Annotated in this window: 10 protein-coding genes; 7 read left to right on the top strand and 3 right to left on the bottom strand. The window is 71.2% G+C overall.

Features of this window, described 5'->3' with window-relative positions:
• Positions 1–71: 71 nt before the first annotated feature.
• Complete coding sequence (locus GV007_RS18130) at positions 72–2,177, bottom strand: DEAD/DEAH box helicase (RefSeq protein ID WP_160075121.1); 2,106 nt, start codon at positions 2,175–2,177, stop codon at positions 72–74.
• A 46-nt stretch (positions 2,178–2,223) separates the two neighbouring features.
• On the opposite strand from GV007_RS18130, the gene GV007_RS19370 reads away from it, so the two are divergent.
• Positions 2,224–2,352 (top strand): hypothetical protein, encoded by a 129-nt coding sequence (locus GV007_RS19370; protein WP_268893501.1) that lies wholly within the window; start codon positions 2,224–2,226, stop codon positions 2,350–2,352.
• Here the strand turns inward: GV007_RS19370 and GV007_RS18125 are convergent.
• On the bottom strand, positions 2,349–5,795 hold the full coding sequence (locus tag GV007_RS18125; protein ID WP_236558626.1) for an efflux RND transporter permease subunit: 3,447 nt from the start codon (positions 5,793–5,795) through the stop codon (positions 2,349–2,351). The genes GV007_RS19370 and GV007_RS18125 overlap by 4 nt on opposite strands.
• Positions 5,796–5,924: 129 nt before the next feature.
• Complete coding sequence (locus tag GV007_RS18120; RefSeq protein WP_160075117.1) at positions 5,925–7,076, bottom strand: YdcF family protein; 1,152 nt, start codon at positions 7,074–7,076, stop codon at positions 5,925–5,927.
• A 123-nt stretch (positions 7,077–7,199) separates the two neighbouring features.
• Here GV007_RS18120 and GV007_RS18115 point away from each other — a divergent pair, with 123 nt between their 5' ends.
• From GV007_RS18115 to GV007_RS18090, 6 genes are all read left to right on the top strand, one after another.
• The gene (locus tag GV007_RS18115; protein ID WP_160075115.1) at positions 7,200–8,177 is read left to right on the top strand and encodes a hypothetical protein; all 978 of its coding nucleotides are present in this window, start codon (positions 7,200–7,202) and stop codon (positions 8,175–8,177) included.
• Entirely contained in the window at positions 8,174–9,202 is a 1,029-nt protein-coding gene (locus GV007_RS19480; RefSeq protein ID WP_160075113.1) for a PadR family transcriptional regulator, read from the top strand. Before GV007_RS18115 ends, GV007_RS19480 begins: the two co-directional genes overlap by 4 nt.
• A 141-nt stretch (positions 9,203–9,343) precedes the next feature.
• Positions 9,344–9,859 carry a fluoride efflux transporter FluC gene (locus tag GV007_RS18105; protein ID WP_160075111.1) on the top strand — a complete coding sequence of 172 codons (516 nt, stop codon included), beginning with the start codon at positions 9,344–9,346 and terminating at the stop codon, positions 9,857–9,859.
• Complete coding sequence (locus GV007_RS18100; RefSeq protein WP_160075109.1) at positions 9,859–10,323, top strand: FluC/FEX family fluoride channel; 465 nt, start codon at positions 9,859–9,861, stop codon at positions 10,321–10,323. The genes GV007_RS18105 and GV007_RS18100 overlap by 1 nt, the downstream gene beginning before the upstream one ends.
• A gap of 127 nt (positions 10,324–10,450) precedes the next feature.
• A complete protein-coding gene (locus GV007_RS18095) occupies positions 10,451–11,269 on the top strand; it encodes an ABC transporter ATP-binding protein (RefSeq protein WP_160075107.1) in 819 nt (272 codons plus the stop codon).
• Positions 11,266–12,744 (top strand): permease, encoded by a 1,479-nt coding sequence (locus tag GV007_RS18090; RefSeq protein ID WP_160075105.1) that lies wholly within the window; start codon positions 11,266–11,268, stop codon positions 12,742–12,744. Before GV007_RS18095 ends, GV007_RS18090 begins: the two co-directional genes overlap by 4 nt.
• Positions 12,745–12,801 lie beyond the last annotated feature (57 nt).

Genomic DNA, 12,801 nt, shown 5'->3' with positions numbered 1-12,801 from the left:
GCGACGACAGATGCCCCTCGGACTGGAGCAGCGTCCATCCTGAGGGGCATCGGTCGTCGGCGTCCGGAAGGTCAGTCGGCGTAGGCCATGAAGGCGTCGAGCTCAGCGCCACCCGGGCGTGCCGGGATCATGGGCGCTTCGATCTCGGCGCGCTCGAGCAGTTCCGACATCCGGCGACGACGCTGCTTCGGGATGACCGTGACGACGGTGCCGCGCTGACCCGCGCGGCCCGTGCGGCCCGAACGGTGCAGGTACGACTTGTACTCCTCGGGCATGTCCGACTGGATGACCAGGCGGATGTCGTCGACGTGGATGCCTCGCGCGGCGACGTCGGTCGCGACGAGCACGTTGACCTTGCCGCTCGTGAGGAGTCGCAGGTTGTGCGTGCGTCGCCCCTGCGTGAGGTCGCCGTGGAGGGCGGCCGCGGGAACGCCGGCCATCGAGAGCTCGGTCGCGAGGCCTTCTGCTGCCACGCGGGTCTTCGTGAAGATGAGGACTCGTCCGCCCGATCCGGCGAGCTGCTCGATCACGGCACGCTTGTCGTCGCGTTCGACAACGAGCACACTGTGGTCGATGTCGGTGTGCTGCTCTTCCTCACCGGCCACCTCGTGCACCGATGGCTTCTTGAGGAACTCCGTGACGAGCCGCTGCACGGCGGCGTCGAGCGTCGCCGAGAACAGCAGTCGCTGACCGCCCGGCATGGTCATGCGGAGGATGCGCTGCACCGGCTCCAGGAAGCCGAGGTCGCACATCTGGTCGGCCTCGTCCAGCACCGTGATCTCGACCTGGTCGAGACGCAGGAAGCCCTGGCGCTCGAGGTCCTCGATGCGGCCGGGCGTGCCGATGACGATATCAACACCGCGTCCCAGGGCCGTGACCTGCCGCTGCTGCGGCACGCCACCGTAGACCTGGGTCGTGAAGAGGCCGACGCTGCGGGCGATGGGCTGGATCGTCCGGTCGATCTGGAGGGCGAGCTCGCGAGTCGGCGCGACGATGAGGGCGCGGGGCGCGCGCCCGATCTTGCGCTTGCTCGCGTCAGCGTCGCGTCCGCGGGCCACGCTGAGGCGCTGCACGAGTGCGGCGCCGAACGCGATCGTCTTGCCGCTGCCAGTGCGGCCACGGCCGAGGACGTCTCGGCCCTGGATCGCATCCGGGATCGTGGAAGCCTGGATGGGGAACGGGCTCGGCGCACCGAGCTCGGCCAGCGCGTCGACGATGTTCGCGCCGAGGCCGAGGTCGCCGAAGCTCAGGCCGTCGGCGTTCTTCGCTCCGACCGCGGTCGGGGCGAGGCGCTCGAGCACGCGGTCCTCGTCATGGGAGGGGGCGCGGCCAGCAGCCGACTGGCTGTGGCTGCGGTAGTCCTGGATGGCCCCGCGCTGCGGCTGGTTCGCGCCTGGCGCCGTCGGGTCGAAGTGCTTCGCGCTGCGGTCGCCGCGGGAACCCGCGGCCGGCTGGCGGCCGTGCGATTGGCGCAGCGCGTCGTGGTGGTGCCGGTCGATGCGCTCGTTGCGGTCCGAGAACTGCCCATCGCGGCCGCGGGCGCCGCCACGGGCGGGAGCTCCACCGCGAGTGGGCGCACCTCCGCGAGCGGATGCTGCCCCCTTGCGGGTGCTGTACCGGTCTTCGCCGCGGGGGCGGCTCTGATCGGAGCTGCGCGAGCTGTCGCGTGAGCGGTCGAAGGACTCGGCCCGTCCTGCACCGTCGTAGCCGCCGCGACGGTCGTCGCCGCCGGCACGGTAGCCGCCCCGACGCTCATCAGTGCCCGAGCCGCGACCCGCGCCGCGTCGGTCGTCACCGGCGGCTGGCCGCGAGGCGCGTCCGTAGCCGCCCTGTCGCTCGTCGCTGCGTCCCCCGTAGCCGCCGCGGCGGTCGTCGCCACCTGCACGCGCGCCGGGGCGCCGGTCGTCGCCGCCTGCCGAGCCGCCTCGGCGGTCGTCGCCACGGTACGAGCCGCGCTCGCCGCCGCCCGAGGAGCCGGAGCCGCGTCGGTCGTCGCGGCCGCCTCGGCGGTCGTCTCCGCCGGCACCGTCGCGGCGGCTCTCGCTCGCCCAGCGCGGGTTTCCATTGGCGCCAGCGCCACCACCGGCACGTGCCGGTCGCTCGCCACGACCCGAGGAGTCCTTGGGGATGTAGTTGCTCGCGGGCTTGAACCCGCCCTTTGCTTTGCGCTTGGGCATGTGTGCCTTCTCCAGTCCGGCACGCTGCTCACACAGAATTCGGCGCATGCCCAACTTGCCAGGATACTCGACAACTCACGACCTGGCCAGGGCGGCACTCGCGCAAGCTCCGCCGGGGGCCCGCCGCTCCCTCGAGGTCGTCACGAGCAGCGCCCATGAGCCGGTTCGCCGCTAGGGCAGCGGGGTGCTCAGCTCTTCGTTCTGCTCGGTGGAAGCGAGCTCCTGCTCGATGCGCTCCTCACGGCGGGCACGGCGACGTTCGAGCGGTCCTTCGACGACGGAGTAGAGGGCAGGGAGGACAAGCAGCGTCAGCACCGTGGAGGAGAGCAGCCCGCCGATCACGACGAGCGCGAGCGGCTGCGAGATGAAGCCGCCGTGCCCGGTGATGCCGAGCGCCATCGGGGTGAGTGCCAGCATCGTCGCGAGCGCGGTCATGACGATGGGGCGGACACGTCTGGCGCCTCCGGCGAGCATCGCCTCGTGCACGGCGAGGCCCCGCTCCCTGAACTGGTTGACGAGGTCGATGAGCACGATGGCGTTGGTCACGACGACGCCGATGAGCATGAGCACGCCGATGAGGGAGGCGACGCCGAGGGGCACGCCGCTCGCGAGCTGCAGCAGGATCGCGCCCGTCGCCGCGAATGGCACGGATACGAGCAGGAGCAGCGGCTGCAGGAGGCTCTTGAAGGTGGCCACCATGACGATGTAGACGATGAGGATTGCCGCCAGCAGAGCAAGCCCGAGCTGCTGGAAGGCGGCTGCCTGGTCGGAACTGACACCGCCGAGGGCGGCGGTGGCGCCTTCTGGCAGGGTGATCGTGTCGAGCTGCTCGGTGATGAGCGCATTCGCGGAGCTGAGGTTGTCGTCAGCGGGCACGACGGTGATGGAGGCGAGGGGCACCCCTCGCTCGGACGAGATGGAGACGGGTCCGTCGACGATCTCGACGCTCGCGAGCGTGGTGAGCGGGACGGGACCGAGTGCCGTGGGGATGCTCGTGGCGCGGAGCGCGTCGATGTTCGCCGGTGGTTCGGACCCGAGGAGCACTACCTGGACGCTGGATCCGTCGACGGTGAGCGATCCGACGGGGGTCGGCTGGAGCTGCTGGGCGACGATCGCCCCGATGGCGGTCTGGCTGAGCCCGTACTGGGCGGCCGTGGCCTGATCGATGTCCATCTCGACGAACGGTCTGGTCTCGTCGAGGTCGCTCGTGACCTCGCCGAGCTGCTCGACTCCCGCGAGCACGGCGACGACCTGGTCACTCGCCTGGCGGAGGGTCTCAGCGTCCGGTGCGGTCAGGTCGACGCTGATCGCACTCGAGAATCCGGCGCTTCCGCCGCCTCCCACGGAGATCTCGCCTGCCCCGTCGAGGCCGTCGAGCTCCTCGCGGAGGTCGGCCTGGATGGCGTCGGAGTCGGCGTCGGTGGAGGTGGTCACGGAGAAGCTCGCGCGGGAGGCTCCGCCGCCGGTGAAGAGCGATGCGGCTCCCCCTCCGCCGATCGTGAGCTGCACCGTCTCGACGCCTTCCTTGGCCCTGATGAGGTCCTCCACCTGGGACGCGGCCTCGCCGGAGGCGGCGAGCGTGAGGTTGGGTTCGAGGGTCTGCGTCACCGTGAAGCTGTTGCTGCCGGTGTTGCCGAGGAAGTTGGTCTTCATGAGCGGCGCGAGCGCGCCCGTGAGGATGAGGATGAGCAGCGCCGCGCCGAGCGTGATGAAGGGACGGCGCAGGGTCCAGCCGAGGACCGGCTCGTAGCCGCGCTGCAGCCAGCTGCTCTCTTCACTCGACGAGGCGAGCTCGGAGTCTGGGCCGTTCTCGGCGCGGCCGGCGACGGCGGCCTCCTGCTCCGCCTGGCGGCGGAGTGCACGTCGAGGGTGCAGATCCTCGTCGTCGCTGCGCAGGCCGAGCGGAGCGAACCGACCGGCGTCGCGCTTGGCACGCTCTCTACGAGGGCGCACGCGGACGGGCTCGACGGGCGTCTCGTCGCCGCCCGCGGCGGTGAGCGGCTCTTGCACGGTGACGCTGCCCGAGTTGGGCGCCGCCTCGCTCGCGAGGACCGCGTCCCGGTCTCGGGGGGTCTCGCCTGCGGGGGTGCTGCCTCCGACCCAGGTCTCAGCCGTGCCGACGCGGGCGCGGCGCTTGCGATGCCGCCCTCCGAGCATCCAGTAGGCGAGCACGGGGACGATCGTGAGCGAGACGAGGAGCGACGCGAGGAGCGCGATGACGCTCGTGAGGGCGAACGGGCGGAACAGCTCCCCGGAGATGTCGCCGACGAATGCGATGGGCAGGTAGACGGCGACGGTTGCGATCGTGGCGCTCGTGACGGCGGTCGCGACTTCGCGGACCGCCTCCGTGATGACGCGCACGCGCTCGGTTCCGCGCAGGCTCGCATCCGGGTGCATCGACATGTGCCGCTTGATGTTCTCGATGACGACGATCGAGTCGTCGACGACTCGCCCGATCGCGATGGTGAGGGCGCCGAGCGTGAGGATGTTGAGCGAGTACTCGGCGGCCTGCAGACCGATGAACGTCACGAGCAGCGAGGTCGGTATGGAGATCGCCGTGACGAGCGTGGCGCGGAAGGAGAGCAGGAAGACGAAGATGACGATGACCGCGAAGACGAGACCGAGGAGGCCTTCCACGACGAGGGTGTCGATGGACTGCTGGATGAACGGGGCCTGGTCGAAGACGATCTGCAGGGTCGCTCCCCCGCCGATGGACGCCTGGAGCGCGGGGAGCGCGTCCCGGACCGCCTGCGATACCTCGACGGTGTTGGCGTTCGCGAGCTTCGTGACGGATACCGTGAGGGCGTCCTCGCCGTTGACGCGTGAGATGGAGGTCGCGGGCTCCGGCCCGAGCTCGAGGGTCGCGACATCGCCGAGGGTCGTCGTGGCGGGGGTAGCCCCGCTGAGGGGCAGAGCGGCGATGGCGTCGACGTTGTCGAGCAGCGTTCCGGCCTGCACGGTGAGGGCGTCGTCGCCCTCGGTGATCTGTCCGATGGGGATGAGCGTGCCTGCTGCGTCGAGCGTGTCGCGGATGCTCTGGACGCTGGCTCCGGCCCCCGCGAGCGCCGCCTGGTCTGGCGTGATCTCGATGCGGGAGACCGGTGCACCGCTGACGGCCGCCTCTCGGACGCCGTCGAGCTCGGTCAGCCCTGGCACGGTCGAGCTCTCGAGGCTCGCCGCGAGCTCCTCCGTGCTCGTACCGCCCGTCGCAGCGATCTGGATGACCGGGAAGTCGTCGATCGAGCCGCTCAGCACGGTCGTCTCCGTGCCTTCCGGCAGCTGGCTCTCGATGCGGTTGAGGGCCTGCTGGATGCGCTGCTCGGCGTAGACGGTGTCGGTGCCGTACTCGAACTCGACCGTCACCGACGACAGGTTCGCGCTGGAGGTGACCTGCGTCGAGGAGAGCCCCTGAAGCCCTTGAAGGGAGGTCTCGACGAGCCTGGACACGTCCTCGTCGACGATCTCCGGCGACGCGCCCGGGTAGCTCGTCACGACCGACACGATCGGCAGGGAGACCGAGGGGATGAGCTCCTGCTTGAGCGAGGTCATGGACAGTCCGCCGAAGAGGAGCACGGAGAGCGTCACGAGGGCGATCAGCGCGCGGTTCTTCAAGCTCATCTCAGCGAGTTTGTGCACTCCGTCAGTGTCGCACGCACCGCCGACACAGCCAGGGACCCCAGCCGAGTGCGTCCCGAATCCGTGGTCCGAGTCACGCTCGCCGTTCAGACGCGCCGCCCGCAGGCGAGATCAGCCGTTGCCGAGGGCGACCCAGAGGCTGAGTGCAGGGATGGGGAACGCGAAGAGCACCCCGGCGACGAGATTGAGCAGCCAGTAGCGCCGGAGGATCGCCGCGAACTCCCGAAGAATCGCGCTCGGCCAGTAGTAGCGGGCAACGGGTGCCTGCACTGCCTGCGCGTCGATGCCGAGCTCCCTCGCGAGCATCGCGGCGCGCATGGCGTGGTAGTTGCTCGTCGCGATGATGCCGGGGCCGGTGACGCCCTCACCCTCGAGGATCCGCTTCGTGAAGCGGAGGTTCTCCTCGGTGTTGACCGATTCCTCCTCGCTCAGGATGCGCGGCTCGGCCGCGCTCCCCGCAGTCGGCAGAGCGTTCCGGCGCTTGTCGGCGTCGGCATCGGCGTTGGCAGGGTCGAGCGCCCACTCGCGCATGGCGCGACCCTCAGCGAGCGCCTCGTCGCCGCCCTGCCCGCCGGACATGACGACGACGGAGGCCCCGACCCGGTGCGCCGCATCCAGGCCCGCCCGGATGCGCGCGGCCAGGAGCGGCGGCACGCGCCGCCCGCCGCTGAGGCCGGAGCCGAGCACGACGACCCAGGTGCCGACGGCGCCGCGAACGAGCCGCGAGTAGAGCCATGAGTACGCGAGGAACAGGGCGAACGCCGCACCGAGGTAGGCGGCTCCGGCGGCCAGGAGGAGCGCGATGGAGATGAAGACGTCGTCGCCGACCAGGACGGCCGCGAACGGCAGTGCGGCCAGGGCCGTCAGGATGATGGCGAGGGCGAGGGACAGCAGGTTCCCCAGCGAGCGCCCCTCGCGTCGGATCATGCGGGCCCCGTTGATGTACAGGAGGACGATGAGCGCCAGCAGCAGAGCGGGCGAGAGCACGAGGGGCAGCCACGTGAGGGTGCTGACGAGCATCGACACCTGGCCGTCGAAGCTGGAGACGGCGCTGATGAGGACGACGGCCGCAGCGACGATCCACACGCCGTTGCTCAGGCGTCGAGGCTCGTTCCTCGTGCGCTGCACGGCGATGAAGGCCAGTCCCGCACCGACGACGAGGGTGAGCAGCACCGACAGCCATGACAGTTCCTGCGTGATGATGTCCTGCTCCCTCGCGACGCACTCGCCGGGGCCGCCGACGGTGCGCCCAGTATGCCGCACGCCGAAGGCGAGCTGAGAGAGTCGCGAGAGCGCGCGAATCCCCAGACTCGCGATATAACGTGAGTTGCAGTCGTCGGACGCGAAGCCCGACGCTCATCAAGAACCCTTCCCCGAGGAGCAGCAGTGGCTATTGAACAGTGGATCGTGGATGGACCCCGCGTCATCGACGTGCAGACCGTCCGCAGCGTTCGCGCGAGACTGGCAGGCGGTGCCATCAGCGTGCTCGCGCACAACGAGCCGAGCACCCGCATCGAGGTGTCCGGCATCACGGGGCGCGATCTCAAGATCGCCATCGACGGAGACCAGCTCCTCATCGACCACCCCCAGCTGTCCTGGACGGATGTTCAGACCTCGGCGAAGACCATCTGGAACCAGCCGAACGTCGTCGTGAGCGTGCTAGTCCCCGCCGGAGTCGACGTCGATGTGCTCGGCGTCAGCGCGGAAGTGCTCGTCGCCGGAATCAGCGGACGCATCGACATCAACACGGTCGGCGGAGAGCAGTTCCTCGACGCGACTCGCGGCGAGCTGCACCTCAACTCCATCGGTGGCGAGATCAGCGTCCGGGGCCATGCTGGGACCGCCGTCGTGAAGACCGCGTCAGGAGACGTCACCGCCACCGGAGCTCTCGTGAGCTTCGACGGCAGCACCGTCTCTGGCGCCACGATCGTCGACGTCACCTCTGGCGCCCCCAGCCTCATCGCGAACAGGTCCGTCAGCGGCGCCACCACGGTGCGCCTCCCCGGCGGCACCCACCCCAGCTACCAGGTCTCCACGGTCGGATCCTCCGTGCAGCTCGACGGCCTCCACCTGGAACCGCTCCGCGGAACCACCTACCGCTCCGAGCCCACCGAGGGGGCCGTCACCGACGTGCGCATCAGCACCGTCACCGGTCGAGTCTCCGTGCTCCTCTCCGCCCGCACTCCGCGGGCAGGAGATGCGCCAGCGGACTTCGACGAGCGCATCGACGCCCGCATCGCGACCTGCCCCGTTCCCGACGGCGACCGCGCCGGGGATGGCGGCCGCGAGGCCGCAGCCCCTGCATCCGAGAACGCGGGCGACGAGCCCGAGAACGACACCACACAGCCGGGAGGCACCGCGTGACCCCGCCAGTCTTCGCCCACGGACACCTTCGCCTCTACCTGCTGAGCCTGCTCGAAGACCAGCCGCGCCACGGCTACGAGCTCATCCAGGCACTCTCCGAGCGCTTCGATGGCACCTACTCGCCAAGCGCCGGCACCATCTACCCGCGCCTCGCGAAGCTCGAGGAGGAAGGGCTCGTCACCAAGCACAACGACGGCCGCAAGAGCGTCTACCGCATCACGGAAGCCGGCCGGCGTGAGCTCGACTCGCGCCGAGAAGAACTCGCCTCCATCGAGCAGGACGTCGACTCGTCGGTCCGCCGCCTCGCCGCCGACGTGCGCCACGGGCTCGCGAGTGCCCGCGAAGAGCTGCGCGCCGAGTTCGCGCGGCTCGCCCAGGAGCTCGGGCCGGATGCACGCGCCGGGTTCGAGAAGGCCGCGAGCGCAGGAGCCGCGGGAGCCGCATCCGCTCGTGGCTTCTTCTCCGGTGCAGGCAAGGGATGGGATGCGCCCCGCGAGAACCCGATCACGACGCCAGGCGACACTCCGCCCGGATTCGTGCCGCCGGGATTCACGGGAGGCCCGAGCGCCGCGGGCGAACCGCGCCCGCAGGACCCGCCCCGGCCCCCGTCAGGACCAGACGCACCTGGAGCCCCCGAGGCGCCGCAGGGCCCGACAGCAGCGGGCGACGGCCACCGAACGCATGGGCGCTACGACACCTGGTCCTCCGCGAGCAGCTCGCACGTCTGGAGCAGCGGCACGGCAGACGATGGGGCCGCAAGATCCGAGCCAGGAGGCGACAGCCGACCGCCGCGCGACGCCCTGCGCGCGCAGCTCGAGGCCCTGTCTCAGGCGGATCTGGTGCTCAACCGGTTCCGCCACGAGCTGCGCCAGGAGCTCCGCGCCGCACAGAGCGAGCAGCGACTCTCCCCCGGAATCGTGACGTTCCTCGACCAGGAGCTCGAGCGAGTGCGCGAGCGCATCTCGCACGCCCTCGGCTCGCGTGACGACAGGAGCGGCAGCGGCGGGGGCACTTCCGACGCCTGAGTCGGTCGCGTACGCGCACGCCCGACACTGTGCGAGGGGCGTTCTCCACCACGGGGAGCGCCCCTCGGTATGAGCGCGGCGCAGGTTCGCCGTCGCCTCGGGCTGCTGGCGCGGGGCTCGGCCCGGGAGTACGGTTGCCGCGTGCGTTCGCCTGCCCGCCTCCTCCTCGCCGTGTTCCTCGGCGGCGCCCTCGGGACGCTCGCGCGCGTCTGGCTGACGTCAGTGACGACGATGTCGACGCTCGATGGCGACCAGACGCTGCTCGTCCCACTCTCCGCGAACCTGCACGTCCTCGACTCCGACATCATCGCGGCGCTCATCGCCAACGTGGCCGGGTCCCTCGCGCTCGGCATCGTCGCGGGAGCGCACTGGCCGGAGCGGATGGCGACGCTGAGGGCGGCCCTCGGCCCCGGCTTCTGCGGCGGCTTCACCACGTTCTCCCTCATCGCCCTGGCGCTCGCCCTCGTCTTCTCGAACTCCGGATGGGCGGTCGTCGCGTTCGCGGCCGGCACCGTCGGCGGCATACTCGCCATCGTCGCGGGGCGAGCCATCGGGCGACGCATCTCCCCTCCACCAGGTGCTGGCCGAGGCCCAGCCACGCCGAGCCACGACACGTTCGGCCCCGACGGCGAAGCGCCAGCTGGTGGGGTGCGCTGATGGACATCCTCATGCTCCTGGCGGTCGGGCTCGCCGGAGGGCTCGGCGCCTGCATCCGCTACGTCGCCGTCGAAGGGTGGCCGCGGATGCGCCAGCCGGCATCGGCGATCGCCACCGCCCACCCATCGCTCCCGCACGGCACAGCCTCACCACGCCGAGTGGCACCGGAGTGGCGGCTCATGATCGTGAACGTCGTCGCGTCGCTCATCGCCGGCCTCGCGGCCGGCCTGCTCCCGCTTCCCACCGTCGCGTCCATGCTCGTCATCTCCGGCTTCTGCGGGGGCATGAGCTCGTGGAGCTCCGTCATGCTCGACGCGACGAACGCGTTGGGAGCCCGCAAGATCGGCAAGGCCGCGATCATCGTGATCGTCCAGATGCTCTGGGGAGTGCTCGCGGCGCTGATCGGCGTGACCGTCGGCCAGGTGCTCGGCGAGAGCCTCGGGCTCGGGATGCTCGGCTGGTAGACCCCGGCCGCGGCGCCAGCGGTCATCCTCCCGGATGACGCCGACCCGCGAATACCCTCCCAGAGTCGGGGGAGGATGAGCCCGCAGGGGGTCGAGGCGCGCACCCCCAAGCGGGCACCGTGGAGGCATGACTTCCCACCCAGGCTTCCAGACACCGGCCGCGGCGCACCCGCACGCGGCAGCAGCACCCGCAGCACGCTTCGCTCCGCACCCGCACGATGCGGCGGGCCGCGCATCCGCAGCCCTGCCAGCCGCCAGCGGGGTGCTCACGGCACATTCGCTCAGCAAGGCCTACGGCCCCACGACCGCCCTCGCAGGCGTCAGCATCGCGGTGCACGCAGGCGAGGCGCTCGCCATCATGGGAGCCTCCGGGTCAGGCAAGACCACGCTCCTGCACTGCCTGGCAGGCATCGTCACGCCGGACGCGGGCCGCATCGACCTGCACGGCCCTGCCGGCAACCGCGAGATCACCGGAATGTCCGACGCGGAGCGCACCGAGCTGCGCCGCACCGAGTTCGGCTTCGTGTTCCAGGAGGGCATGCTCCTGCCGGAGCTCACCGCCCTCGAGAACGTCGCCATCGCGGCGATGCTCTGCGTTGTCGACCGCACGCGCGCCGAGCAGGCCGCGACACAGTGGCTCGCGGCGATGGGGCTCGCCGGCATGGAGACTCGCCGCATCGGAGAGCTCTCCGGCGGGCAGGCGCAGCGCGTCGCCATCGCCCGCGCCCAGGTCACCGGCGCCCGCGTCGTGTTCGCGGACGAGCCGACGGGCGCCCTCGACTCAGCGACGAGCGCCGACGTCATGACGGCGCTGCTGGCCGCGACCGCACGGGCCGGCCGCAGCCTCGTCGTCGTCACCCACGACCCCGAGGTCGCGGCCCGCTGCGACCGCACGGTGCGGATGCGCGACGGGTACCTCCTCGAGGACACGGCGGCCCGCGCATGAACGGCAGCCACGACGCCGGGCCCCTCGACCTCGCATCAGACACCCGACCGACCGCCAGAGCCAGGGCCGCCGAACCGTTGTCCGCGGTCGTCCCCGTGGGCATCCCGAGCCCCGCGCCCGGCGGGTCCGGTCGCATCCCGCTCCTCACGATCCTGCGGATGCTCACTCGGCCCGACACCGTCGGCCGCGCCGCCGTCGCCCTGCCGGCCGTGGCCTTCGCCGTCGTGACTGCCCTCACGCTCGTCGTGGTCGGCGGCACCATGATGCTCTTCAACCCGCCGCCGGGCATGCCATCCCACGGCTTCTTCGCCGTCTTCGCGCTGACCCTGCTCGCGGTCCCGCTCCTGACCCTCGGCGTCGCGGCGGCACGCCTCTCCGCCCGCCGCCGCGACGACCGTCTCGCGACCCTCAGGCTGCTTGGCGCATCCACCAGGGTCGTGACGCTCCTCGCCGTCGCCGAGGCGACGCTCATCGCCATCGCAGGCATCCTCGCCGGCATGGTGCTCTACGCCGCCCTCCTCCCCCTCGTGGGGCTCCTGCACTTCTACGGCGCCCCCATCGGGGCGGCGTCCGTCTGGGTGGGGTTCCCCGTGCTCCTCGCGACCGCGGCCGGCATCACCCTGCTGGCGGCCCTCAGCTCGTTCGCCGGGCTCGCAGCCGTGCGGGTCACGCCCCTCGGCGTTCGCAAGCGCGGCACACAGCCGCGGGTCAAATGGTTCGCGCTCGCCGCGGGCATCGTCATCCTGCTCGTCAGCCTGGGCCTCGTCGGCATGATGCAGGGGTTCACGTCAGCCTTCGGCATGATCGGACTCGTCATCGCAGTGCTCGTCCCCCTCGCGGCCGGGATGCTCGCACTCAACCTCATCGGAAGCCCCCTGGTCGGCCTCATCGGCCGCCAGATGGCGAAGCGGGCGAAGTCACCGGCCCGCCTCATCGGCGGGCGCAGGCTCGCCGAGACGCCCGGCGTCGCCTGGCGCAGCGTCTCGGGCATCGCGATGATCGCGTTCGTCGCCGTCATCGGCGGCAGCGGCCTCGCCCTCCTCGACATGGTCGGCACGTCCGGGATGCGGGCAGAGGACCTCATCCTCATGACGGACCTGCGCACCGGCGTCTTCCTGACGCTCTTCATCGCGTTCCTCATGCTGGCGTGCACGGTCGGCGTCTCGCAGGCGGCCGCGATCCTCGACGAGCGCAAGCTGCTCATCTCCCTCGACAGGGCCGGCATGCCGCGCAAGGTCTTCGAGCAGGCGCAGCGCGTGCAGGTCTGGGCGCCGCTGCTGCTCGCCGCGCTCGGAGGGGCCGGGGCCGCGGCAGCCCTCATCCTGCCGATCGTCGGTGCCTCGCTGATCATCGCGCCCCTCGCGATGCTCACGATGGTCGTCTGCTTCGCGCTCGGATTCGGTGCCGTCTGGCTCGCGCTCCTCGGCACGCGCCCCGTCGTCACCTCGGTGCTCGCCTCCGCGCACCGCGGCTAGCGCGCCTGCTCCTGTCCCGACTCCTGCCCCTCTGCCCCTGCCCCCTCTGCCCTTGCC

Origin of the sequence: Pseudoclavibacter sp. 8L, from assembly GCF_902506465.1 — a bacterium.
Classification (GTDB): Bacteria; Actinomycetota; Actinomycetes; order Actinomycetales; family Microbacteriaceae; genus Pseudoclavibacter.
Note: the sequence above shows the minus strand (reverse complement) of the source record. Positions and strands in the feature narration are given on the sequence as shown.

Excerpts from the sequence above, each read along its gene's own strand:
- GV007_RS18090 (WP_160075105.1), top strand. The coding sequence starts at position 11,266 with ATGAACGGCAGCCACGACGCCGGGCCCCTCGACCTCGCATCAGACACC.
- GV007_RS18095 (WP_160075107.1), top strand. The coding sequence starts at position 10,451 with ATGACTTCCCACCCAGGCTTCCAGACACCGGCCGCGGCGCACCCGCAC.
- GV007_RS18130 (WP_160075121.1), bottom strand. The coding sequence starts at position 2,177 with ATGCCCAAGCGCAAAGCAAAGGGCGGGTTCAAGCCCGCGAGCAACTAC.
- GV007_RS18100 (WP_160075109.1), top strand. The coding sequence starts at position 9,859 with ATGGACATCCTCATGCTCCTGGCGGTCGGGCTCGCCGGAGGGCTCGGC.
- GV007_RS19370 (WP_268893501.1), top strand. The coding sequence starts at position 2,224 with ATGCCCAACTTGCCAGGATACTCGACAACTCACGACCTGGCCAGGGCG.
- GV007_RS18125 (WP_236558626.1), bottom strand. The coding sequence starts at position 5,795 with ATGAGCTTGAAGAACCGCGCGCTGATCGCCCTCGTGACGCTCTCCGTG.